Genomic DNA, 23,995 nt, shown 5'->3' with positions numbered 1-23,995 from the left:
TACGCCGGATACGCGTCAGGGCAGTGGCCGGACGGACGCGCGGGACACCCGCTGCGGGGTCACACCGCCGGGACGCAACGCCCGTCCACCGTGCGGTAGTTCCAGCGCGCGCCCTCGCTCACGAGCTCCTTCACGGCGCGGACGAACCGCTCCACGTGCTCGTCGGGCGTGCCCGCCCCAAAGCTGACCCGAATGGCGTTGAGGGACTTCTCGCCGGGCGCGGCCTCGGGGGCGCCGCACTCGCCCTGGCTCTGCGGATCGCTGCCGAGGAGGGTACGGAGGAGGGGGTGGGCGCAGAAGAGCCCGTCGCGCACGCCGATGCCGTACTCGGCGGAGAGCGCGGCGGCGAAGTGGGAGCTGTTCCACCCCTCGACGACGAAGGAGATGACGCCGACGCGGGCCGCGTCGTCCCCGAAGAGGGACAGGACGCGGACCTCCGGAACCTCGGCGAGCCCGGCCCGGACAGTGTCGATCAGGTACTGCTCCCGGGCCACAAGCGCGTCGAACCCCGCCTCGGTGAGAGCCTTGCAGGCGGAGGCGACGGCGTAGGCGCCGATGACGTTGGGCGACCCGGCCTCGTGCCGCGCGGCGCTGTCGTGCCACTCGACGTCCACGCCCCCGTCGCTGCGCCGCGACACCTTCCGGCTCGCACCGCCACCCGCGAGGTACGGCTCGGCCGTGCGCAGCCAGTCGGAACGCCCGGCGAGCACGCCCGCCCCGAACGGCGCGTACAGCTTGTGCCCCGAGAAGGCGACCCAGTCGACGTCCGACTCCCGTACGGAGACGGGGTGATGGGGCGCCAACTGCGCGGCGTCGAGCACGATCCGCGCACCGTGCGCATGCGCGGCGGCGGCCAGTTCGCGTACGGGCCACAGCTCGCCGGTGACGTTCGAGGCACCGGTGACGCAGACGAGGGCCGGCCCTGCGGGGTCGCGTTCGGCGAGGGCGCGCTCCAGGGTGGCGACGGCCTGGGCGGGCGTGCGGGGCGCGTCGAGGTACGTGACGCGGGCCTCCCGCCATGGCAGCAGCGAGGCGTGGTGCTCGGTCTCGAAGACGTAGACCTGGCAGTCGGCGGGGAGGGCGGCGGCGAGCAGGTTCAGCGAGTCGGTGGTGGACCGGGTGAACACGACCTGGTCCTCGTCCCGGCAGTCGAGGAACTCGGCGACGGTCTTCCGGGCGTTCTCGAACAGGTCGGTGGACAGCTGGGACAGGTACCCGGCCCCGCGGTGCACGCTCCCGTAGTACGGCGCGTACGCGGCCACGTCGTCCCAGACCCGCTGGAGGGCCGGGGCGCTGGCGGCGTAGTCGAGTGCGGCGTACGTGACCTCGCCGCCGGTGACGAGCGGGACGGTGACGTCCCGTCCCAGAACGGGCAACGGCTCGGCGACGGACTGCTCGGCGACAGCGGTGGAGACAGACATGACACTCCCTCAAGACCAGGACCCCTGGTCTGTGCGAGGGGTCCGCGCTTGTCGCAGGCCTTGCTGCCCACGACCTGGTCTTCACCCGGGGCACCCCGCCACGGACGGAGGGTTGCCGGACAGCCGGCCGGGGCCTTTTGGCTGTCACTCATGACCTGCCAACGAACATACGCAGTCTGATCGTCCGCCCGCAACTCGGGTCCGGATCCCGGACCGGGGGCCCGGACCGGGGTTTCTCGCCCCCGCCGCCCCTACCCGTCCCATCCCTGGGGCTGCGCCCCGGGCCCCCGCCAGGGGGTGGGGGTGACAGTTGTGTCGCGGCTGCGGGTGCCTCGGGGCTGGTCGCGCAGTTCCCCGCGCCCCTAAAAGGGGCGCGCCCGGAGCCGTCAGCCATCATGCTCACCAGCCCCCGACGTGCCCGCACTTGCCCACCGGCGGGAGGGGACGTGGGCCGGTGCGTCGTATGCCCGTCGCGTAGGTTCTGTCTCAGGAAACCCGCACCCTGTGGAAGCCGAAGGGCCGTATGCCCACCCTGCGACGGGCTGACGCACCGGCCCACGGCCCCGACCCCCAACGAACCCAGGGGCGCGGGGCTGTGACATCAGCGGCTCCGCCGCGGGGCGCGACCAGCCACACTCAACCCGCAGCCGCCCGCGAACCCCAACGCACCACCCCTCCAGGCGCGCTACCCGTTGCTGACCGCCACCCACCGATCCAACGTCGTCTTCGCCGCCCCGGAGTCAATGGCCTCCCCCGCCTTGGCCATCCCCTCCCGAAGCTGGTCCGCGAGCGGACCGGAACCCGGCGTCAGCGCCACCAGCGCCGCCGCCGAGTTCAGCAGCACAGCGTCCCGCACAGGCCCGGTCTCCCCGTTCAGCAAGCGCAGCGCCACGTCGGCGTTGTACGAAGCGTCAGCACCTCGCAACGCCTCCACCGGCACCAACTCGATGCCCACATCCCGCGGATCGAACGTCTCCTCGTGGACCTTTCCGTCCTGTACCACCCAGACGCGCGACGTGGACGTGGTCGTCAGCTCGTCGAGACCGTCGTCGCCGCGGAAGACCAGGGACGAGTTGCCACGCTCGGCGAACACGCCGGCCATGATGGGTGCCATCCGCGCGTCGGCGACTCCGACGGCCTGCGCCTTCACCCGGGCGGGATTCGTCAGCGGCCCGAGGAAGTTGAAGATCGTCCGGATACCCAGCTGCCCCCGCGCGGCGCCCACGTGCCGCATCGCCGGATGGAACTTCGCGGCGAAACAAAAAGTGATCCCGGCTTCCTCGGCCACCTCCGCGACCCGCTTCGGCGTCAGCTCCAGATTGACGCCCAGCTTCTCCAGTACGTCCGAGGCCCCGGAGGCCGACGACGCCGCTCGGTTGCCGTGCTTGACGACCTTCGCGCCGGTCCCGGCGATGACGATCGCGGACATGGTGGAGATGTTGACCGTACGGGCCCCGTCCCCACCGGTACCGACGATGTCGACGGTCTCCCCCGGCACCTGGATCACGTTCGCGTGCTCGTACATCGCCCGGACGCACCCGGTGATCTCGCCGACGGTCTCCCCCTTGGCCCGCAGCGCCACCGCGAACCCGGCGATCTGGGCGTCGGTCGCCTCGCCGCGCATGATCAGGTCCATCGCCCAGGCAGTGTCGTCCGCGCTCAGATCACGCCCGTCCAGCAGTCCGTTCAGCAGCGCGGGCCAGGAACGGCCCGCCGCGGTGTCGCCTCCAGCGGGGGTCACAGCGTTCATCAGCCGCTCCTGGTCGTCGTACGTCCCGAAAGGTTGGCACCCACCCTATCCAGCCCCGGGGACGGCAAAGAGCCCCGTCCAGGCAATGGACGGGGCTCTTACCGTGGCGAACGACCGGAGATCAGTGGTGGCCGTGGCCGCTCGTGATCTCCCGGTACTCGTCGGCGGTCGGCTTGGGAATCTGGCTGTCCTCGCCGTAGTACGCGTTGCTCAGCTTGGACCGCAGCTTCTGCGGAGCCTTCACCTTGCGCTCGACGCCGTTCTCGTCGACCGTCGGGCCGATCTCGGCCGGCTTGTACTGCTCGTGCGCGGTGAGCACATGCAGCTGCTCCTGGCTGAGGGGCTCGTGGACCTCGATGAACTCACCGTGCGGCAGGCGCTTGATGATGCCCGACTCGCGGCCGTGCAGCACCTTGTCCTTGTCGCGGCGCTGGAGGCCGAGACAGATCCGCTTGGTGACGATGAACGCGATGACCGGCCCGGCGAAGAACCCGATGCGGACGAACCAGGTGACCGCGTTGATCGACAGATGGAAGTGCGTGGCGACGATGTCGTTGCCACCACCGATCAGCATGACCATGTACGCGGTGATCCACGCGACACCGAAGGCCGTCCGGGTCGGCGCGTTGCGCGGCCGGTCCAGGATGTGGTGCTCGCGTTTGTCCCCGGTGACCCAGGACTCGATGAACGGATAGAGCGCGATGATCCCGAGGAAGAGACCGAAGATCACCAGCGGGATGAACACGCCCAGGACGAGCGTATGGCCGGCGAAATTGATCTCCCAGCCGGGCATGGCGCGGATCAGTCCCTCGGCGAAGCCCATGTACCAGTCGGGCTGGGCGCCCGTGGACACCTGGTCCGCGCGATACGGCCCCAGCACCCAGATCGGGTTGATGGTCGCGACCGCGGCGAGGGCGGAGATGAACCCGAAGACCAGGAAGAAGAAGCCTCCGGCCTTGGCCATGTAGACCGGCAGCAGCGGCATGCCGACGACGTTCTTGTCGGAGCGGCCGGCGCCCGCGAACTGCGTGTGCTTGTGGTAGAAGACCAGGATCAGGTGGCCGACCACGAGCCCGAGCATGATGCCGGGCAACAGCAGGATGTGGATCGAGTAGAACCGCGCGACGAAGTCGCCGCCCGGGAACTCCCCGCCGAACAGGAACATCGAGATGTACGTGCCCACGATCGGCGTGGCCAGGATCGCGCCCTGCGTGAAGCGGACACCGGTGCCGGAGAGCAGGTCGTCCGGGAGCGAGTAGCCGGTGAAACCGGTGAACATGCCCAGTACGAACAGCAGGAAGCCGAACATCCAGTTGATCTCACGCGGCTTGCGGAAGGCGCCGGTGAAGAAGACGCGCATCATGTGCACGAACATGCCGGCCAGGAAGACGATCGCCGCCCAGTGGTGGATCTGCCGGATCAGCAGACCGCCGCGGACGTCGAAGCTGATGTCCAGCGTGGAGGCGTACGCCTCCGACATCAGCTGGCCCTGCATCGGCACATAACTGCCGTGGTACTCGATCTCGTTCATCGACGGGTGGAAGAACAGCGTCAGATACACACCCGTGAGGATGATGATGATGAAGCTGTAGAGGCAGATCTCACCCAGCATGAAGGACCAGTGGTCCGGGAAGATCTTGCGCATGTTGGCCTTGGCCAGGCCGTAGATGCCGAGGCGGCCATCAGCCCAGTCGGCGACCCGCTCGCCCGCGGGTGCCTTGCGGCGCTCGTCATTTGAAGTGCTCATCCGCGCTCCCAGAAAGCAGGACCGACGGGCTCTTCGAAGTCGCCGAGCGCCTCGAGGTAGCCCTCGTCGTTCACGGCGATCCGCAGCTGCGGAAGGGCGTGACCAGCGGGGCCGAAGATCACTCGGGCACCGTCGGAGAGGTCGAAGGTGGACTGGTGACAGGGGCAGAGGACGTGGTGCGTCTGCTGCTCGTACAGGGAGATCGGGCAGCCGACGTGGGTGCAGATCTTCGAGTACGCCACGATGCCCTCGTGGGACCACTCGAGCTCGCGCTTGTCCTTGATGTCGTCCGGCTGCAGCCGGACGATCATCAGGGCCGCCTTGGCGATCTCGGTCTGGAAATCGTGGTCGTGCTCCTCCAGGCCCTCGGGCTTGGCGAAGGTCAGTGAACCGACCGCGACGTCGGAGGGACGCAGCGGCTCGTTCGTGTTCATGTTGACGAGCAGCTTGCCCTTGGCCCACAGCGTGTGCCGCAGCTTGTCCTCCGGCAGCGGACCGAGGTCGCGCAGCAGGACGATGGCGGACAGCGGGAACAGGGTCAGCGCGCCGAGCATCGTGTTGCGGATCAGCTTGCGGCGGCCGAGCCCGGAGTCCTTGGCACCCTGCCGGAAGTCCTCCATGACCTTGGCCTTGACCTCGGGCGTGGCCTCGATCGCGTGCCGCTCGTCGACGAGTTCCACGTCGGACATCAGCGTGCGGGCCCAGTGGACCGCGCCCGCACCGATGCAGAACAGCGCGCTGCCGAGGGTCATGCCCAGCGCGAAGTTCAGCGCGCTGATGTGGCCGAGCGGCCAGACGTAGATCGACTTGTCCACCGGGATCGCCACGAACGCGGCGATGAAGGCGACGGTGGACAGCATCGACAGCGTGAACAGGAGGGCGACCGTACGCTCGGACCGCTTGGCGGCCCGCTCGTCGATGTCCTGGATGCGGTGCTCGTGGGGCGGCAGCCCCGGATCCGCAAACGGGTGCTTCTCGTCGGCGACGGCTACCCCGCCGTTGTCGGCGGCCTGCTCAGCGGGCAGGTTCTCTTCTGGAGTTTCTTGGCTACTCATGACTTCTTGGCCTTTGCGGTCCGGGCGGCGACCCACACGGCGACGGCGATCAGTCCACCGAGACCGAAGACCCAGCCGAACAGGCCCTCGCTGACCGGCCCGAGGCCGCCCAGCTCCAGTCCGCCGGGGCTCTCCGACTTGTCGCTGTTGACCTCGTCCAGGTACGCGATGATGTCCTTCTTGTTCTTCTCCGTCAGCGTGGTGTCGGGGAAGGACGGCATGTTCTGCGGGCCGGTCTGCATGGCCTCGTAGATGTGCTTCGGATCGACGTCTTCCAGCGTCGGGGCGTACTTGCCGTTAGTCAACGCGCCGCCCTTGCCGGTGAAGTTGTGGCACTGCGCGCAGTTGGTACGGAAGAGCTCACCGCCCTTGGCGATGTCCGCGCCCTCCGGGTTGTACTGGTTCTCGGTCGGCACGGAGGGACCGGCACCCAGCGAGGCGATGTACGCCGCGAGCTGGTCGATCTCGGCCTGCGAGTAGATGTTCTTCTTCTGCGGCACCTGAGCGCCGGGCTGCTGCGCCGGCATACGGCCGGTCGCGACCTGGAAGTCCACGGCAGCGGCGCCCACACCCACCAGGCTCGGACCGTCGGTGGTGCCCTTACCGCCGGTGCCGTGGCAACTGGCGCAGCCGACGGCGTAGAGCTTCTGGCCCTCCTCGATGGTGAGGGTCTGGGCGGTCTCATCGGCCACGGCCTTGTCCGGGGGCGCGACCAGGGTGTAGATCCCCCCGGTGGCCGCCAGCGCGATGAGTAGGACGACGACCGCCGCCAGCGGATGGCGTCGTCGTGCGGAGAGCTTTTTCACGGATTACCCCGGTGTCAGGATCTTCTGCGTCGATGCTTCTGGGATGTGCGCCTGTGGGGCGCTCGGGAGCGGGCCCGGCTACTTGATCATGTAGATCGTGGCGAAGAGGCCGATCCAGACGACATCGACGAAGTGCCAGTAGTAGGACACGACGATGGCGGCGGTCGCCTGCTCGTGCGTGAACCTGTGGGCCGCGTACGTACGCCCCAGGACCAGCAGGAAGGCGATGAGACCACCCGTCACGTGCAGGCCATGGAAGCCGGTCGTCAGGTAGAACACCGAGCCGTACGGGTCCGACGAGAGCGAGAGGCCCTCGTGCTTGACCAGCTCCGTGTACTCGAAGACCTGACCGCCGATGAAGATCGCACCCATGATGAAGGTGACGATGAACCACATCCGGAGCTTCTTCACATCCCCGCGCTCGGCGGCGAAAACGCCGAGCTGGCAGGTGAGGGAGGAGAGCACCAGGATCGTGGTGTTGGCCGCCGAGAACGGGAAGTTGAGGGTGTCCGCCATCTCCTTCCAGTGATCCGGACCGGTCACCGATCGCAGGGTGAAGTACATCGCGAAGAGGGCCGCGAAGAACATCAGCTCGGAACTCAGCCAGATGATGGTTCCGACGCTGGTGAGGTTCGGCCGATTGACCGACGGGTGCGCGTGCCCGGTTTCTACTGTCGTTGCTGTCGCCACGACCGACATTATGTCGGTCGCTTATCCCGCCCTCACCCCGGGGGGTGCCGTTCGGAGTGTCTGCCCGGTGTGCGCTGCTCGGATGGGTCAGGGAAGGGGCTACGGACCGGTGTGTAGCAGGTGCCCAAGGGAGTAGCATCCGCGCATCGGTCCATGACCGTAGACCCATGTCCGTACGACGTCCTTACGACGCGAGTCCCGAAGTCACGGAGGAACAATGCAGGCGACCGCCACGGTGCTGGTCTACAGCGACGACTCCAATACGCGGGAGCAGGTGCGGCTCGCCACGGGGCGCCGGCCGGCGAGTGATGTTCCTCAGGTCGAGTTCATCGAATGTGCGACTCCTGCGGCGGTTCTGAAAGAGCTGGACCGGGGTGGGATCGATGTCTGTGTGCTGGACGGTGAGGCCGTGCCCATGGGCGGCATGGGGATGTGCCGCCAGATCAAGGACGAGGTGTTCAACTGCCCGCCGGTGCTGTTGCTGATCGGGCGGCCTCAGGATGCGTGGCTGGCCACGTGGTCCCGGGCGGACGCCACGGCAATCCTGCCGGTGGAGCCTGTTGACTTCGCGTCGGCGTTGGCCTCTCTGTTGCGGCAGAAGGCTTTGAGCGCCTGAGAGCTCGGTCCAGTGGTCACGCCGATACCGGGCTCAGGCGTGCCCTGTCCTGGGGGCTTGGGCCCTCTACCAGTGCGCTGCCCTTCTGCCAGTCCTGCCAGGTGAGATTCCACTCGCCGAAGCCGTTGCCGAAGGGGGCCATCATGTCGCCGTCCGAGTTGACGACCTTGACCAGGTCGCCGGGGCGGACGGTCTTGAAGAACCAGGCGGCGTTCTCGGTGCTCATGCCGGTGCATCCGTGGCTGACGTTGGCGGAGCCCTGGGAGCCGGTGGACCAGGGGGCGGCGTGGACGTACTCGCCGCTCCAGGTGACGCGCGTGGCGTAGTACACGGGCAGGTCGTAATTCTCCGCGCTGCCCTCGGCAATGCCGATGCTGGTGCCGCGCATCCGTACGAAGTACTCCTTGCCGAGCACGACCTTGACACCGTTACGGGTCTCGAAGCCGGGCTTGCCGGTGGTGACGGGGATCTGCTTGATCTCCTTGCCGTTCCGGTAGACCGCCATCGAGTGCGCGGCGGCGTCCGTGACGGCCTCGACGCGGTCGCCCGTGGTGAGCTTCAGGGGCTTGGCCTTGCCGCCCCAGAGCCGTTCGGCGACCTTTATGCCCGCGAGGTTGCTGGACGCGCGGATGGTGGCGTGGGCGGGCCAGTACTCCCTTGGGCGGTAGTGCAGGGTCTTGTTGTCCACCCAGTGCCAGGCGCCCTGCACGGCGGGCTCTGAGACGACCTTGAGGGCGCGCTCGACGACCTTGCGGGCAGCCTTGTCCTTGAGGGGGATGCTGAGTTCCGCCGTGACGGGCTGGCCGACCCCGTACGTACCCGCTTTGGGGCCGAACGTGACACCCAGGCGCTTCTTCGTGGTGGGCCTGCCGGTGTCGAAGGCGAGGACCTTGCGGCCGGGCGCCCCGTCCTCGTCCTCCGTGCTCACCCGCACCGTGTAGCGGGCGCCCGCGGCGAGCGGTGAGGTGCTGTGCCAGCGGGAGCCGTCCGCGGAGAGTTCGCCCGCCACGTACCGCCCGGCGGCGTCCGTGGCCGTCACGTCGGTGATGCGTCCGTCGGAGTCCTCGGCGGTGATCTCCAGGGGCTTGTCCGGATCGGCCTTCTTGCCGTCGCCTACCGGGGCGTTGAAGGAGATCTGGTCCGTCGCGTCGTACGGACTGGCCGAGAGCGGGTGGCCGTCGGAGCTGCAGGCCGTGACGCCCGCGCCCAGGGTGACCAGTAGCGCGGTGCAGCCGGCCACCGTGCGGTTTCGCCGTGGGCGCGACGGTGTCGAGAGGCTGAGTGCGCGGAGGCCCGAAGGGTCGGGCACGGTCGGACTCTCGACACCGTCACGCGCCGGCAGGCGCATATCGGACGCAGCGGCGCCCCGAAAAGACACTGAGAGGCTCATGCGTTCAACGTAGGAACGCATGACCACTGTGGCGCGGCGGGTGGGCCGTGTGGGGGATGCGTTGTCCGGCAAACGAGGGAGCCCGGACCCTCCGTGACGGAGTGTCCGGGCTCCAGAGCGCCGAGCACGTGTTACTGGGTGCGGTTCTCGCCGTGGTAGTACTCGAAGACCCAGCCCCACAGGCCGATCATGATGATCGGCAGCGAGAAGTACAGCAGCCACCAGCCGAAGACGACGCCCATGAAGGCGAGCGCGCCACCGATACCGAGGGAGAGCGGCTGCCAGCTGTGCGGGCTGAAGAAGCCGATCTCACCGGCGTCGTCCGCGACGTCGGCCTCCTTGTTGTCCTGGGCGCCCACGTCGACCCGCCGGGCCGTGAAGGCCAGGTAGTAGCCGATCATGATGCTCAGGCCGAAGCCGAGGAAGAGCGCCGTGGTACCGGCCGGCTCCTTCGACCACACGCCATAGACGATCGCCATGACCAGGATGAAGACGGCCAGCCAGATGAACATCTTGCCTTGGATCTTCACTTGCCGGCCTCCTTGCCACCAGCGAGGGACTTCTCGGAGGGACCGACGTTCTCGAGCTGGTCGATGGCGGCGATCTCCGGGTGGTGCAGGTCGAACGCCGGGGATTCACTGCGGATCCGCGGCAGGGTGAGGAAGTTGTGCCGCGGCGGCGGGCAGGACGTGGCCCACTCCAGCGAGCGGCCGTAGCCCCACGGGTCGTCGACTTCGACCTTCTTGCCGTACTTGGCGGTCTTCCACACGTTGTAGAAGAACGGCAGGATCGACAGGCCGAGCACGAAGGAGCTGATCGTCGAGACCGTGTTCAGCGCGGTGAAGCCGTCGGCCGCGAGATAGTCCGCGTACCGCCGTGGCATGCCCTCGGCACCCAGCCAGTGCTGGACGAGGAACGTGCCGTGGAAGCCGATGAACAGCGTCCAGAAGGTGATCTTCCCGAGGCGTTCGTCGAGCATCTTGCCGGTCATCTTCGGCCACCAGAAGTGGAAGCCGGAGAACATCGCGAACACCACCGTGCCGAACACCACGTAGTGGAAGTGCGCCACCACGAAGTACGTGTCCGAGACGTGGAAGTCCATCGGCGGCGAGGCCAGGATGACACCGGTCAGACCACCGAAGGTGAAGGTGATCAGGAAGCCGGTGGCCCACAGCATCGGGGTCTCGAACGACAACGACCCCTTCCACATCGTTCCGATCCAGTTGAAGAACTTCACGCCCGTTGGCACGGCGATCAGGAACGTCATGAAGGAGAAGAACGGCAACAGCACGCCGCCGGTGACGTACATGTGGTGCGCCCACACGGTGACCGACAGGCCGGCGATCGCGATGGTCGCGCCGATCAGGCCCATGTAGCCGAACATCGGCTTGCGGGAGAAGACCGGGATGACCTCGGAGATGATGCCGAAGAACGGCAACGCGATGATGTACACCTCTGGATGCCCGAAGAACCAGAACAGGTGTTGCCACAGCAACGCGCCGCCGTTGGCGGCATCGAAGATGTGCGCGCCGAACTTGCGGTCCGCCTCCAGCGCGAACAGCGCGGCGGCCAGCACCGGGAAGGCCAGCAGCACGAGCACCGCGGTGAGCAGCACGTTCCACACGAAGATCGGCATGCGGAACATGGTCATGCCCGGTGCACGCATGCAGATGATGGTGGTGATGAAGTTGACCGCGCCGAGGATGGTGCCGAAGCCGGAGAACGCCAGACCCATGATCCACATGTCGGCGCCGATGCCCGGCGAGCGGATCGCGTCGGACAGCGGCGAGTAGGCGAACCAGCCGAAGTCCGCGGCGCCCTGCGGGGTGAGGAAGCCGCCCACAGCGATCAGCGAGCCGAACAGGTACAGCCAGTAGGCGAACATGTTCAGCCGCGGGAACGCCACATCGGGGGCACCGATCTGCAGCGGCATGATCCAGTTCGTGAAGCCGGCGAACAGCGGCGTCGCGAACATCAGCAGCATGATCGTGCCGTGCATCGTGAACGCCTGGTTGAACTGCTCGTTCGACATGATCTGGCTGCCGGGGCGCGCCAGTTCAGCGCGCATGAACAGCGCCATCACGCCGCCGATGACGAAGAACGCGAACGACGTGACCAGATACAGCGTGCCGATCGTCTTGTGGTCCGTGGTGGTGAGCCACTTGACGACGACGTTGCCGGGCTGCTTCCGCCGTACCGGGACCTCGTTCTGGTACGTGTCTTCCGGCGCGGCACCCTGAGGTTCGTTGAGGATGCTCACAGTTGGTTCGTCTCCCGGTTCTTCTCGTGGTCCGTCTGCTCGATTCCGGCCGGGACGTAACCGGTCTGGCCCTTCTCCGCGAGCTCCCTGAGGTGGGCCTCGTAACGCTCGGGAGAGACGACCTTCACGTTGAAGAGCATCCGGGAGTGGTCGACGCCGCACAGTTCGGCGCACTTGCCGAGGAAGGTGCCCTCCTTGTTGGGGGTCACCTGGAAGGCGTTGGTGTGGCCCGGGATGACGTCCTGCTTCATCAGGAACGGCACCACCCAGAAGGAGTGGATGACGTCACGCGAGGTGAGGACGAAGCGGACCGTCTTGCCCTTGGGGAGCCAGAGGGTCGGGCCGGGGTTGTTCGTCTGGGGGTTCCGCTGACCCGGGGTGCCGACGTCGTAGACACCGCCGGCGTTCGCCGGGAAGTCGTCCTTGAACCGGGTCGGAATCGCGTCCAGGTTCTCGTCGGTCTTCGCGTCGCCGTCCGAACCTTCGACGTCCTCGACGTAGTTGAAGCCCCAGCTCCACTGGTAGCCCACGACGTTGATCGTCACGTCGGGCTTCTTGGAGGTGTCGAGGAGCTCCGACTCGTCGCGGGCGGTGAAGTAGAAGAGCACCGAGACGATGATGAGCGGGACGACCGTGTACAGCGCCTCGATGGGCATGTTGTACCGGGTCTGCGGGGGAACCTCGACCTTGGTGCGGCTGCGCCGGTGGAAGATGGTGCTCCACAGGATCAGGCCCCACACCAGCACGCCGGTGGCGAGCGCGGCAGCCCAGGAGCCCTGCCACAGGGAGAGGATCCGCGGAGCCTCTTCCGTGGTCGGGGTCGGCATACCGAGGCGGGGGAAGTCTTCCCAGTTGTACGAGCAACCAGAGGCTGTCGCCAGAACCAGGCCCGCAGTCAGTGCCTGCAGCAGCTTCCGCCGGAGCGGGCGCCGCGGCGTGGGGGTACCGCCCGCGCCCCCCGGGGCGTGGGGGAGGTCGGAGCCGTTGGGACTCACGTAGCGCCTTCCCGAGAGTCTCGCCCGCGCGTGTTGGCTGCGGCCTTCTCGGTGGTCGGTCGCCGCCCTGCGTCGGGCAGGGGTTTGGATGTTTATGCGGACCAAACCCTAGCCGACGCTCTCCGAGGGTTCGCGGGGAGGGGGCCCCAACGTGCCGCGAGTCGCTCCGCGGGTCACGCCGACGGGTTGGACGCCCTTGGGATCGCCTTCAACCGGCGGGGTTTGGGGCGCCCAACAGCTCGGCCGTGCGGCTTTGTGTGGCGAGTGCGGGTTGTCTGTGGTTTCTCGCTCGCCCACTCTCGGCTTCTCCCCCACTCTCGGCTTCGCTCACACAGCCCCGCCCCCCTGTCGGAGCACTCCCCTGCTGGAAGTCTTAGCGTTGCTGTGTGGCCTACTTTGACGCTGCTTCCAGCGCTCCTCTTCATCCCGTCGCCCGGCAGGCTCTGCAAGCTTCACTCGACGAGGGGTGGGCCGATCCCGCGCGGCTCTACCGCGAAGGGCGGCGCGCCCGGCTGTTGCTCGATGCCGCGCGGGAAGCCATGGCCGAGGCCGTTGGGTGTCGGGCGGACGAGCTGGTGTTCACCTCATCCGGTACATCGGCCGTGCATTCCGGGATCGCCGGGGCGCTGACGGGACGTCGCCGTGTCGGGAGCCACCTGATCGTGTCCGCTGTCGAACACTCTTCGGTGCTGCATGCTGCGGAGGTTCACCGGGCCGAGGGCGGGGCGGTGACCGAAGTGCCCGTACGGCGCACGGGAGCCGTCTCCCCCGACGCGTACGCCGCCGCGCTTCGCCCGGACACCGCACTCGCCTGTCTGCAGTCGGCCAACCATGAAGTGGGTACGGAGCAGCCTGTCGCCGCAGTCGCCGCCGCGTGTCGTGCGGCGGGCGTACCGCTGTTGGTGGACGCGGCGCAGTCGTTGGCGTGGGGGCCGGTCGAGGGTGACTGGTCGTTGCTGACGGGCAGCGCCCACAAGTGGGGCGGGCCGTCGGGTGTCGGGGTTCTCGTCGTGCGCAAGGGGGTGCGGTATGCGCCCCAAGGCCCCGTCGACGAGCGGGAGTCGGGGCGCGCTCCCGGCTTCGAGAACATCCCCGGCATCGTCGCCGCGGCGGCCTCGCTGCGTGCGGTGCGCGCCGAGGCCGCCGCGGAGTCGGCCCGGCTGCGGGAGTTGACGGACAGGATCCGGGCGCGGGTGCCGGAGCTGGTGCCGGATGTGGAGGTGGTGGGCGAGCCGGTACGCAGGCTCCCCCATCTGCTCACCTTCTCCTGTCTTTATGTCGACGGAGAGACATTGCTGCACGAGCTCGACCGCGAGGGCTTCTCGGTGTCGTCCGGATCGTCCTGTACGAGCAGCACGCTGACACCGAGCCATGTGCTGAAGGCGATGGGGGTACTGACGGAGGGCAACGTCCGGGTGTCGTTGCCTCTGGGCACGTCCGAGGAAGACGTGGACCGCTTCCTGGAGGTGCTGCCGGGCGCGGTCTCGACGGTCCGCGAGAAGCTGGGCGCTCCGGTCCACGCGCCGAAGGCCCCCGCCGCCGAGGACACCCTCACCGTGGACGCTCTCGGCAGGCGCTGCCCCATCCCGGTCATCGAACTCGCGAAGGTCATCGACAACGTCCCCCTGGGCGGCACGATCCGCGTCCTTTCGGATGACGAGGCGGCCCGCCTGGACATCCCGGCGTGGTGCGCGATGCGGGGTCAGGAGTACGTCGGGGAGGAGCCGGCGGACCACGGTTCGGCTTACGTGGTCCGCCGTACGTCGTAGCCGGGCGGCTGCCGGGCCAGGTGTCAGGCCGGCCGTCAGGCCAGGTGGGCCTGGACCTCCGCCGCCGCGTCATGGCCGTACGCCTTGGTGAAGCGGTCCATGAAGTGGGTACGGCGCAGCTCGTACTCCTGGGTGCCCGTGGTCTCGATGACCAGCGTGGCGAGCATGCAGCCGACCTGGGCGGCGCGCTCGTGCGACACGCCCCAGGCCAGGCCCGAGAGGAAGCCCGCGCGGAACGCGTCGCCGACGCCCGTCGGGTCGACCTTCGCCGTCTCCTCGGCGGTGCCGACCTCGATGGTGTCCTCGCCGACGGCCTCGATACGGACGCCGCGCGCGCCGAGCGTCGTCACACGGTGACCGACCTTGGAGAGGATCTCGGCGTCCGTCCAGCCGGTCTTGGACTCGATGAGCCCCCTCTCGTACTCGTTCGAGAAGAGGTACGTCGCGCCGTCCAGCAGTATCCGGATCTCCTCGCCGTCCATGCGCGCGATCTGCTGGGAGAAGTCGGCCGCGAAGGGGATCCCCCGGGTACGGCACTCCTCGGTGTGCCGGAGCATCGCCTCGGGGTCGTCCGCGCCGATGAGGACGAGGTCGAGCCCGCCGACGCGGTCGGCGACCGACTTGAGCTCGATGAGCCGGGCCTCGCTCATGGCGCCGGTGTAGAACGAGCCGATCTGGTTGTGGTCGGCGTCCGTGGTGCAGACGAAGCGCGCTGTGTGCAGCACCTCGGAGATGCGTACGGACGCGGTGTCGACGCCGTGCCGGTCCAGCCAGGCCCGGTACTCGTCGAAGTCGGCGCCCGCGGCTCCGACCAGGATCGGCGAGGAGCCGAGCTGGCCCATGCCGAAGGCGATGTTGGCGCCAACACCTCCACGGCGTACTTCGAGGGAGTCGACCAGGAACGAGAGCGAGACCGTGTGCAGCTGGTCCCCGACCAGCTGGTCGGCGAAGCGCCCGGGGAAGGTCATGAGGTGGTCGTTGGCGATGGAGCCGGTGACTGCGATACGCACGGCTAGGACACACTCCTGCGAGGAGGGAGATTGACAGTTCACGCTATCGGGTCGGCTCCGCGACTTCGAAGCGGGCAGAACTACCCGATAGTAGGGCTTTTGCCGTAGGCCTTGCGGTGCTTACGGTTCCAATATGACGAACCTCAAGATCCACGGCTCCGCTCCGCTCGGCCTCGAGGGCTCTGTCGACCTCGAGGGCGGCCTCGCGGAGCTGCGCGGCGACTGCGCCCGAATGGTGCCGCACTGGGCCGCACCCGCCCGGATCACTCCCCTCCCGGTGTCCCCTTCACTCATCCACGGCGTAACGGTTCCGTCGACGTCCGCGCGACTGCTGGACGCGATGTCGGACTACGGGGACTGAACGCTCCGCTGGGAGGACGATTCGAAGCTGCGGGTGCGTCGTGGCTGGTCGCTCCCCCGCTCTCGGCCGCTCCCCCCACTCTCGGCTTCGCTCGAGCGGGGGGACCCCCATGACCGGGGGACCCACGTCGCGGCGGAGCCGCACATTGACACAGCCCCGCGCCCCTGAAGGGGCCCGACGCCGCGAACGGCCCCAGGAGGGAACCATGCGCTCCCCCGCCGCGTCCCATGGCTGTCCCCCGTAAAGGGGAGACGGGATACGACCCTGCTGCGCCCTGCCCTGTCAGGGCTGGGTCTCATGGGACCGCGGTGCGGTAGAAGGAGCGATGCGGTGAACACCGAGCGACCCGATGACGATGCCGCCCGGGAGCAAGCCGCCCCGGACGAAACGGTCGGGGACGAGGCTGCTCAGGACGAGACCGTCCGGGAGGAAGCGGCCACGGACGGGACCGTCCGCGAGGAAGCCGCCCGGGACGAACCCGTCGGGGACGAGGCTGCCCAGGACGAAACCGTCCGGGAGGAAGCGGCCACGGACGGGACCGTCCGCGAGGAAGCCGCCCGGGACGAACCCGTCGGGGACGACGTCGGCCGAGGCGAGGCCGGCCAGGACCAGGCCGGCCAGAACGAGGTCGTCCGGGACGAAGCCGCCCGCAACGAACCCGTCCGGCCACGCCGGAGGCGTTCGGCGGTCGTCGCCGCCTCGGTCGCGGCCGCGGTGCTGCTCGTCGGGGGTGGCGGGGCGTACTTCGCCACGACCGCGGCGGACGGCGGTGGCGCGGATGACCGGGGCGGGTCCGGTACGCCGGGCGGCGTCGGCGATCCGCCACCGCTCGCCCTGGACGGCTACACCGAGAGCGGTACGGGCGACCCGAACGGCATCGCGCCCGGCGAGCCCGACCCGAACGGCACGAAGTACCGCTTCGAGGACAAGGCCCCAGAGGGCCCCGACTCCGCGCCCGTGTACCGCACGAAGGGCGAGGTCACGGCGGCCGAGGTGGCCGACCTTGCGAAGGCCCTCGGCGTGCAGGGCAAGCCGACAGCGGAGGGCGAGGCCTGGAGGGTCGGGGCCGCCAAGGCCGGTTCGGGGCCGAGTCTTCAGGTGAACAAGAAGGCGCCCGGCATCTGGACGTACAGCCGCTCCGTCCCCGGCACCGTCCCCTGTGAGAGCACCACGGTGTGCGAGAGCGACGCGACCGCCCCGGACGCCAAGGTCGACCCGGTGAGCGTGGACGCCGCGAAGAAGGCCGCCGCGCCCGTCCTGAAGGCGATCGGCCAGGACGACGCGAAGCTGGACGCGAGCCAGCTCATGGGCACGAAGCGCGTGGTGAACGCCGAGCCGGAGGTCGGCGGGCTGCCGACGTACGGCTGGACGACCGGTGTCCAGATTGACGCGGACGGTCAAGTCGTAGGCGGCAGCGGCCAGTTGAAGGCACCGGTGAAGGGCGACACCTACCCGGTGCTCGACGCTGAGCAGACGCTCGACCTCTTGAACCGGTCCGCGGGCGACGGACGCGTGGGCATCGGCGGGTGCGCCACCCCCGTACCCCTGGAGGACGGGGAGAAGGGGACGGACAATGTCACGTGCGGGCCGTCGACCTTGAAGTTCACGCCCGCTGCGGTAGTCGAGGGCACCACGTTCGGTCTGGCGTCGCACTTCGTGGACGGACAGCAGGCGCTGGTGCCGTCCTGGCTCTTCGAGGTACGGACCGAGGGTGCCGAGGAGAGCTACACGGTGACGCATCCGGCGGTCGAGCCGAGGTATCTGACCTCTCCGGACCAGGCGGAGAACACTCCGGCCCCTCCGACCGCGAAGCCCGGCGAACCCGGTGACGAGCCGAGCGCCGCACCATCCCAGCGGAACGTCAGGGTCGAGGGCTACAGCGCGGACGACACAAAGCTGACCGTGCGCTTCACGGGCGGTGTGTGCAGTGACTACTCGGCGTCGGCCGAGGAGACGGGCAGCACCGTGACGGTCAAGGTGACCGAGACACCATGGAAGGACAAGGTCTGCATCATGATCGCGAAGACCTTCCACAAGACGGTGGACCTGAAGGAGCCGCTCGGCGACCGCAAGGTCGTGGGCACGGACGGCAAGGCGTTGCCGCTGGAGAAGGACCTGCCGAAGCTGACGAAGTAAAACCAAGTAGGCCTGCCGAGCAGGGCCTGAACCCGCGAAGGCGGCGCCCCGTTGGAGGGGGCGCCGCCTTTCTGCGTTACACGGCCTTCTGTACTGGGACGTACGAGGCCGGGCTCCGGGTCAGCTGAAGGAGTCGCCGCAGGCGCAGGAACCCGTCGCGTTCGGGTTGTCGATCGTGAAGCCCTGCTTCTCGATCGTGTCCACGAAGTCGATGGAGGCGCCGCCCAGGTACGGAGCGCTCATACGGTCGGTGACGACCTTCACACCGCCGAACTCCTTCACGACGTCGCCGTCGAGGGAGCGCTCGTCGAAGAAGAGCTGGTATCGCAGGCCGGAGCAGCCGCCGGGCTGAACGGCGACGCGCAGCGCCAGATCGTCGCGGCCTTCCTGCTCGAGCAGGCCCTTGACCTTGGCCGCGGCGGCGTCCGACAGGAGGATGCCGTCGCTCACGGTGGTGGTCTCGTCCGATACGGACATCTGCTTCTCTCCCGGGTTGTACGGAGACTGCTTGCCGACGGTTGCAACCGGCGGGGCCGCGGATTCATTCCGGGCCGAGCGCGTGTCTTTCGCTTGCTCCTTCATGCTCGCACATGCGGTCGGCACCGGAAAATGTCCTGTGGACAAGCCCGGCGCCAAGCCCAGGGTCCTTCCACCGCCTCCACCGGCTCGGAACCGGCTCGGAACGCGGCGGGATTCACGTCACATCGACAATATGGCCGTCGTCAATCTGACGTGAAGCGGTTATGATAGATAACGTCAATTCGACGAAAAGGCTTGTCCTGCTTGATCGTTCCAGGTGATTCAAGCGAGCCGCAGAACAGAAAGGGTGCGTGTTTCGTGACCACCGCCCAGACCCAGGAGCTCGACGTACAGCCGACGCCCCTCGCCCTGTTGCTGCTCGGCCGTGAGGCCGACCCGAGGAGCGAGCGCGGCGTCGAGTGTCCCGGTGACCTGCCCTCGCCGTCCGACCCGGACCTGGTCGAGCGCGCCCGCGCGGCAAAGGAGAAGCTCGGGGACAAGGTCTTCGTGCTCGGCCACCACTACCAGCGTGACGAGGTCATCCAGTTCGCGGATGTCACCGGGGACTCCTTCAAGCTCGCCCGGGACGCGGCAGCGCGGCCCGAGGCCGAGTACATCGTCTTCTGCGGTGTGCACTTCATGGCGGAGTCGGCGGACATCCTGACCGGCGACGACCAGAAGGTCGTACTGCCGGATCTCGCCGCCGGCTGCTCCATGGCCGACATGGCGACGGCCGAGCAGGTCGCCGAGTGCTGGGACGTATTGGCCGAGGCGGGGATAGCCGAGCAGGTCGTGCCCGTGTCGTACATGAACTCGTCCGCGGACATCAAGGCGTTCACGGGCAAGCACGGCGGCACGATCTGCACGTCGTCCAATGCCAAGCGGGCCCTGGAGTGGGCCTTCGAGCAGGGCGAGAAGGTGCTCTTCCTGCCCGACCAGCACCTGGGGCGGAACACCGCGGTGCGGGACATGGGCATGTCGCTCGACGACTGCGTCGTCTACAACCCGCACAGGCCGAACGGCGGGCTGACCGCCGAGCAGCTGCGCGACGCGAAGATGATCCTGTGGCGGGGCCACTGCTCGGTGCACGGGCGCTTCTCGCTGGAAAGCGTGGCGGACGTGCGCGCGCGGATCCCGGGCGTGAACGTCCTCGTCCACCCCGAGTGCAAGCACGAGGTCGTGGCCGCCGCGGACTACGTGGGCTCGACGGAGCACATCATCAAGACCCTGGAGGCGGCTCCGGCGGGCTCCAAGTGGGCCATCGGTACGGAGCTGAATCTCGTACGCCGCCTGGCGAACCGTTTCGCACCCGAGGGCAAGGAGATCGTCTTCCTCGACAAGACGGTCTGCTTCTGCTCGACGATGAACCGCATCGACCTGCCGCACCTGGTCTGGGCGCTGGAGTCCCTGGCCGAGGGCAACCTCGTGAACCGTATCGAGGTAGACCGGGAGACCGAACAGTTCGCGAAGCTGGCGCTGGAGCGGATGCTGGCGCTTCCGTAGGCCTGTCACCGGCCCCGTTCACTCCGCGGCGGGTTTCCGCTCGGGGTGGGCGGGGTCGATGGCGAAGAGGGTGCCGTTCGGAGTGGACACGACCAGCGTGCCGTCGTGGAGCAGCACCTTGGGCTGGAAGATGCCCGACGTCACCCACTCGGTGCGCGGCAACGTCTCCCACAGCACCTTTCCCCTACGGCCGTCGAGGGCCGCCACGCGCCCGCTGGCACTGGTCAAGTACAGGGCTCCGGCCCGTGGGTCGTACCGTGCCTCTCCCGGTTGTTCCAGGCTGGTGCTGGTCTTCCACAGCACCTTGCCCGTACGCGCCGACACGGCGGTCACCTGACCGTTGGACGCGGTGAACCACAAGGTGGCGTCCGCCAGCGTCACGTTGTCCCCGTAGTCGTCCGCCAGCTTCGTCGACGTACGCGCGCCGGTCTTCGTGTCCAGCAGCAGGATCCGGAAGTAGTTCAGGTCCTCCGCGTCCATCTCCAGCAGGACCAGCCGGTCGTCGAGGGCGCCAAGGATGCCGCTGGCGGCGGGGGTCTTCAGGGTCCGCACCGAACCGTCGGTCCGGTCCACCTCCAGGAGCCGGGCGGTCGTCTGATCGGCGGCCTCGGCCGGGCTGCAGTTCGCGTACAGCCCGTCGCCGACCGTCACGAACGAGCAGTAATAGCCGGCGGGCAGCCGTGCGGTCCAACGCACGGCGCCCGTGCGCGGCGACCTGGCCGTCACCTCCCGGCCGGTGTCGGAGGTCAGCACGACGTCGCCGGACAGGGCCAACTCGAGGTTCGCGTCGTTCACCGTACGGTGCCACCGCTCGGCGCCGGTCGCGATGTCGAGGGCGAAGACGTCGACCGGGTCGCTCTCGGCGGATTCGCTGGAGACGGACTGGCTCAGGAGCAGCGTGCCGTCCTGCACGCCGAGCAGCGAGGCGGAGTACATCCCGCTCCCGATACGGGACGGTACGACCTCGGCGCGCCAGACGGTCTTGCCGGTCAGGGCGTCCACGCGTACCGGAAGGATGCTCTCGCCCGCGCAGTAGACGGCGTCCTCGTGCAGCAGACAGTCGGGCTCACCCGACGTCAGACCCTCCTGCGCTCCCAACGCCTTCTCAGCGCCGAGCGGCGCCGCCTTGAACACCGTGGTCTGCCACGGCTTCCAGCCGCTCGGCGGCGCCGACCACCGCGCGGGCGCCGACGGCGAAGGGGTCGCGCCGTCGCCGCTGTCCGCCCATCCCGGCCCGAGCATCAGATAGGCCGTCAGCCCGAGGGCGAGCGCCCCGACCGTGCCGGTGGCGGCCAACAGCGGGCGGACACGGCGGCTCCGGCGGCCGGGGCCGGTGGAGGTGGCCGGGTCGGTGAAGGTGGCCGGGTCGGTGAAGGTGGCCGGGTCGGTGAAGGTGGCCGGGTCGGTGAAGGTGCCGATGCGGGTGTCCGGCGTGGCCTGCAGCTCCTCCAGGCGCAGCGACATGGTGGCCAGGTCGCCCGCGTCGGGTTCGGGCAGGGCGGTGGCGAACTCCGCGGCCAGCTCGTCCAGTCCGGGGCGGTCCGCGGCCTCCTTGGCCAGGCAGCGCTCCAGGATCCCGCGCAGCGGGTGCCCCACCCCATCCAGCAAGGGTTCGTCGTGGACCACCCGGTAGGCCGTCAGATAGGGGCTGTCGGCGTCGAAGGGCCCCCGCCCGGTCGTCGCGTAGACCAGGAGCGCCCCGAGGGAGAAGACGTCGGATGCCGGGCCGACCGTGCGGGCGTCGGTGAGCTGCTCCGGGGACATGAACGGCGGGGTGCCGATCATCTGGCCGGTCTCGGTCAGGGTCTGGTTCTCCGCCGCGCGGGAGATGCCGAAGTCGATGACCCGGGGGCCGTCCTCGGCCATCATGACGTTCGCCGGCTTGAGGTCGCGGTGCACGACCCCGGCCCGGTGGATGTCGCGCAGCGCCTCCACCAGCCCGAGCGCCAGCTGTCGCAGTTCGGCGTCCCGGAGCGGGCCCCGGTCGCGGATCCGTTGCGCGAGCGAGCGGCCGGGCACGTACTGCGTCGCCATCCACGGCCGCGCCGCCTCCGGGTCGGCGTCCACCACCGGTGCGGTGAAGGCGCCGCTCACCTTGCGGACGGCCTCGATCTCCTGCCGGAACCGGGCCCGGAAGACGCCGTCAGCGGCGTACTGGGCGTGCACCACCTTGACGGCGACCTCGCGCCCCGAACGGGCTCTGCCCCGGTAGACGACCCCCATGCCCCCGGCTCCGAGCCGGTCGACCAGCTTGTACCCGCCGACCGACTTCGGGTCGTCCCTGTGCAGTGGCACGCCCGAATCCCCTTCCCCCGTAAAGCAGTTCGAGCCCACAGGATACGTAACAGCACACAGGGCGGCCGGGCACCGAGCCGTGAGGTTCGGGGCCATTGCCAGCGCCGTCATCAGGATGGGGCGGAGGCGGCCGCCTTCCTCTACGGCCGTCGCCCGCGGTCCCGGGGGGCGCCGCAATGCGGGCTCGCCCGTGGCCAGCGACGTGCGTCCTCTTCTCAGGCGCCGAGACTCTGGATGGTCTCCTTCACCAGACGGTTGCCCTTGGGCGCGTACCACAAGGTGTACGACGACAGCTTGGCAACCGCCGCACCCAGCCACTCGGGATCACCGAGCCGGTCCAGCGTCTTCGCCTCGGTGAGCTGGTCGAACAGCGCCTTCAGCACAATGACGTGGCTGCCCGTGTAACGGCGCTCGTGATGCGTGTACCGCACCGACCACGGCTCGTACGGATGGCGCCGGATGCCGTACAGGGAGCAGCCGTCGCGGCCCATGTCGGCACCGGGCTGGCCGAGCCCGACGAAGCCTCCACCTCGGGTGGCCTGCCACCTCCGGTAGGCGGCTCGCACCTTCAGCTCCATGAGTTGGGGCCACTCGATGGCGAGCAAGGGTGCCGCCTCCCCGCGCCGGCGGTGCTCCAGGCCCTCGGGCGTGAGCACGATGGACAGGCCGTCCTTCCGCGTCGGGTCCCCGATCACCCACCGGTCTCCGATCAGCTCCAGCGGCCCCAGATGCTGCGCCATGGCCTCTCCCCTCTGTCCTGCCGTCGATCCGACGGGAACATAACCGACGCCCGGACTGGTGCCCCAGGGTGGCTGCCTCCGGGGCTGTCAGTTTCCTGCCCGTACTCCACCCATGCGTTGAGCGGTCAGCTCTCCGGTAGCCGCGCCCCTCTGCTCGCCGCGATCCGCAGCGCATCTCCCAACGCTTCGGCCAGCCGTACGCCCGCGAAGTGCAACTCTCGTTTCCCCGCGCCCGGTTCGTCGAGCAGCGACTTGGCCGCGTCCAGGACGTACGCGGCCGAGCCGAGCAGTTCCGTCTCCAACTCATCCGCCATACGGGACAGCCGGCTGTCGGCGGCGTCCGCGCTGAGGTAACACGGGCGGCCATCCGGCGTGGTCCAGGGCAGCAACCGCAAGGGGGTGCCCGTTCCTTCGCGCATCATCTTCCGTCGCTCCTCCGAACCTGGCCCTCTGTCGGGCATGACCACCGGCGATTGATTACCGTGTGTGTCGCCATCGTTGCGCTATGGCAGATTGCTTCAACAGGAGCGCCCCGTCCCGACGTTGAGATCGGGACGACGGCCGATAGCCGGGAGGCGAGACCGATGACGTTCAGGCCGCAGACCCTGACCCCGTACCTGTCCGCCCGCCACTACTTCGGCGCCGAGCAGCGCCGCCACCGCGAGAGCGCGGGCCTGTCTCTCGTACAGCTCGCGGGCATCGTGAACTCCAGCAAGAGCACGCTCGCGCGCGTCGAGACGGCGGAGTTGATGCCACCGCCGGACCTGCCGGACCGGCTGGACGCCGGGTTCGGCACGGACCGGCACTTCCACGGGCTGTACGAACTGGCCAAGCGCGAGGCGCATCCGGACCAGTACAGGCGGTTCATGGACTTCGAGGCGCAGGCGGAGGTGATTAGGCGTAACGCACGATGGTGCCCCGTACGCGAACGT

At 68.7% G+C, this 23,995-nt stretch carries 20 protein-coding genes, 1 pseudogene and 1 riboswitch; of the genes and pseudogenes, 6 read left to right on the top strand and 15 right to left on the bottom strand.

Annotation, left to right across the window (positions count from 1 at the left end; translation table 11 throughout):
- Positions 1–59 precede the first annotated feature (59 nt).
- The 6 genes from ACGFNK_RS11690 to ACGFNK_RS11665 form a co-directional block, all read right to left on the bottom strand.
- Positions 60–1,421: an aminotransferase class V-fold PLP-dependent enzyme gene (locus tag ACGFNK_RS11690; RefSeq protein WP_393414567.1), complete on the bottom strand. Its 1,362-nt coding sequence runs from the start codon at positions 1,419–1,421 to the stop codon at positions 60–62.
- A gap of 39 nt (positions 1,422–1,460) precedes the next feature.
- Positions 1,461–1,577: riboswitch (SAM riboswitch) on the bottom strand.
- 529 nt (positions 1,578–2,106) lie between these two features.
- Entirely contained in the window at positions 2,107–3,171 is a 1,065-nt protein-coding gene (gene trpD / locus ACGFNK_RS11685; protein WP_393414565.1) for an anthranilate phosphoribosyltransferase, read from the bottom strand.
- A gap of 121 nt (positions 3,172–3,292) precedes the next feature.
- Positions 3,293–4,918 carry a cytochrome bc complex cytochrome b subunit gene (locus ACGFNK_RS11680; protein WP_393414562.1) on the bottom strand — a complete coding sequence of 542 codons (1,626 nt, stop codon included), beginning with the start codon at positions 4,916–4,918 and terminating at the stop codon, positions 3,293–3,295.
- Entirely contained in the window at positions 4,915–5,973 is a 1,059-nt protein-coding gene (locus tag ACGFNK_RS11675) for a Rieske 2Fe-2S domain-containing protein (RefSeq protein WP_386346016.1), read from the bottom strand. Before ACGFNK_RS11675 ends, ACGFNK_RS11680 begins: the two co-directional genes overlap by 4 nt.
- Positions 5,970–6,779: a c-type cytochrome gene (locus ACGFNK_RS11670; protein WP_393414558.1), complete on the bottom strand. Its 810-nt coding sequence runs from the start codon at positions 6,777–6,779 to the stop codon at positions 5,970–5,972. The genes ACGFNK_RS11675 and ACGFNK_RS11670 overlap by 4 nt, the downstream gene beginning before the upstream one ends.
- A gap of 78 nt (positions 6,780–6,857) precedes the next feature.
- Complete coding sequence (locus ACGFNK_RS11665; RefSeq protein WP_386346018.1) at positions 6,858–7,478, bottom strand: heme-copper oxidase subunit III; 621 nt, start codon at positions 7,476–7,478, stop codon at positions 6,858–6,860.
- A 208-nt stretch (positions 7,479–7,686) separates the two neighbouring features.
- On the opposite strand from ACGFNK_RS11665, the gene ACGFNK_RS11660 reads away from it, so the two are divergent.
- Positions 7,687–8,085, top strand: coding sequence for a hypothetical protein (locus ACGFNK_RS11660; protein ID WP_344392396.1), 399 nt, complete (start codon positions 7,687–7,689; stop codon positions 8,083–8,085).
- 16 nt (positions 8,086–8,101) lie between these two features.
- Here the strand turns inward: ACGFNK_RS11660 and ACGFNK_RS11655 are convergent, their stop codons facing one another.
- The 4 genes from ACGFNK_RS11655 to coxB form a co-directional block, all read right to left on the bottom strand.
- Entirely contained in the window at positions 8,102–9,394 is a 1,293-nt protein-coding gene (locus ACGFNK_RS11655; protein ID WP_393414554.1) for an Ig-like domain-containing protein, read from the bottom strand.
- Between the two features lie 212 nt (positions 9,395–9,606).
- Positions 9,607–10,005, bottom strand: a complete 399-nt coding sequence (locus ACGFNK_RS11650; protein ID WP_344392398.1) for a cytochrome c oxidase subunit 4 — start codon at positions 10,003–10,005, stop codon at positions 9,607–9,609.
- Complete coding sequence (gene ctaD, locus ACGFNK_RS11645; protein ID WP_393414551.1) at positions 10,002–11,735, bottom strand: cytochrome c oxidase subunit I; 1,734 nt, start codon at positions 11,733–11,735, stop codon at positions 10,002–10,004. Before ctaD ends, ACGFNK_RS11650 begins: the two co-directional genes overlap by 4 nt.
- On the bottom strand, positions 11,732–12,730 hold the full coding sequence (gene coxB / locus ACGFNK_RS11640; protein WP_393414548.1) for a cytochrome c oxidase subunit II: 999 nt from the start codon (positions 12,728–12,730) through the stop codon (positions 11,732–11,734). The genes ctaD and coxB overlap by 4 nt, the downstream gene beginning before the upstream one ends.
- A gap of 386 nt (positions 12,731–13,116) precedes the next feature.
- On the opposite strand from coxB, the gene ACGFNK_RS11635 reads away from it, so the two are divergent.
- A complete protein-coding gene (locus ACGFNK_RS11635; RefSeq protein ID WP_393414545.1) occupies positions 13,117–14,499 on the top strand; it encodes a cysteine desulfurase/sulfurtransferase TusA family protein in 1,383 nt (460 codons plus the stop codon).
- Between the two features lie 35 nt (positions 14,500–14,534).
- Here ACGFNK_RS11635 and ACGFNK_RS11630 read toward each other — a convergent pair whose 3' ends face one another.
- Positions 14,535–15,509 (bottom strand): carbohydrate kinase family protein, encoded by a 975-nt coding sequence (locus tag ACGFNK_RS11630; RefSeq protein WP_393414542.1) that lies wholly within the window; start codon positions 15,507–15,509, stop codon positions 14,535–14,537.
- 133 nt (positions 15,510–15,642) lie between these two features.
- Here ACGFNK_RS11630 and ACGFNK_RS11625 point away from each other — a divergent pair, with 133 nt between their 5' ends.
- Together ACGFNK_RS11625 and ACGFNK_RS11620 are read left to right on the top strand one after the other, a co-directional pair.
- Positions 15,643–15,870, top strand: a complete 228-nt coding sequence (locus ACGFNK_RS11625) for a hypothetical protein (protein ID WP_386346028.1) — start codon at positions 15,643–15,645, stop codon at positions 15,868–15,870.
- 330 nt (positions 15,871–16,200) lie between these two features.
- Entirely contained in the window at positions 16,201–18,006 is a 1,806-nt protein-coding gene (locus tag ACGFNK_RS11620; protein ID WP_393414539.1) for a hypothetical protein, read from the top strand.
- Positions 18,007–18,126: 120 nt separating this feature from the next.
- On the opposite strand, the gene ACGFNK_RS11615 is transcribed toward ACGFNK_RS11620, so the two are convergent.
- On the bottom strand, positions 18,127–18,483 hold the full coding sequence (locus ACGFNK_RS11615; protein ID WP_165262550.1) for an iron-sulfur cluster assembly accessory protein: 357 nt from the start codon (positions 18,481–18,483) through the stop codon (positions 18,127–18,129).
- 360 nt (positions 18,484–18,843) lie between these two features.
- On the opposite strand from ACGFNK_RS11615, the gene nadA reads away from it, so the two are divergent.
- The gene (nadA, locus tag ACGFNK_RS11610) at positions 18,844–20,028 is read left to right on the top strand and encodes a quinolinate synthase NadA (protein WP_393414536.1); all 1,185 of its coding nucleotides are present in this window, start codon (positions 18,844–18,846) and stop codon (positions 20,026–20,028) included.
- An 18-nt stretch (positions 20,029–20,046) separates the two neighbouring features.
- On the opposite strand, the gene ACGFNK_RS11605 is transcribed toward nadA, so the two are convergent.
- The 3 genes from ACGFNK_RS11605 to ACGFNK_RS11595 form a co-directional block, all read right to left on the bottom strand.
- Positions 20,047–22,323: a protein kinase gene (locus ACGFNK_RS11605; protein ID WP_393414533.1), complete on the bottom strand. Its 2,277-nt coding sequence runs from the start codon at positions 22,321–22,323 to the stop codon at positions 20,047–20,049.
- A gap of 215 nt (positions 22,324–22,538) precedes the next feature.
- Entirely contained in the window at positions 22,539–23,063 is a 525-nt protein-coding gene (locus ACGFNK_RS11600; RefSeq protein ID WP_393414530.1) for a hypothetical protein, read from the bottom strand.
- Between the two features lie 125 nt (positions 23,064–23,188).
- On the bottom strand, positions 23,189–23,485 hold the full coding sequence (locus ACGFNK_RS11595) for a hypothetical protein (RefSeq protein WP_393414527.1): 297 nt from the start codon (positions 23,483–23,485) through the stop codon (positions 23,189–23,191).
- Positions 23,486–23,647: 162 nt separating this feature from the next.
- On the opposite strand from ACGFNK_RS11595, the pseudogene ACGFNK_RS11590 reads away from it, so the two are divergent.
- Positions 23,648–23,965: pseudogene (locus ACGFNK_RS11590) on the top strand (helix-turn-helix domain-containing protein); the annotation flags it as partial.
- Positions 23,966–23,995 lie beyond the last annotated feature (30 nt).

The organism is Streptomyces sp. NPDC048825 (assembly GCF_043198355.1).
In the GTDB taxonomy this organism is placed as follows: Bacteria; Actinomycetota; Actinomycetes; order Streptomycetales; family Streptomycetaceae; genus Streptomyces; species Streptomyces xiangluensis.
The sequence above is the reverse complement of the archived record's forward strand: the minus strand, read 5'-3'. Positions and strand labels throughout refer to the sequence as shown.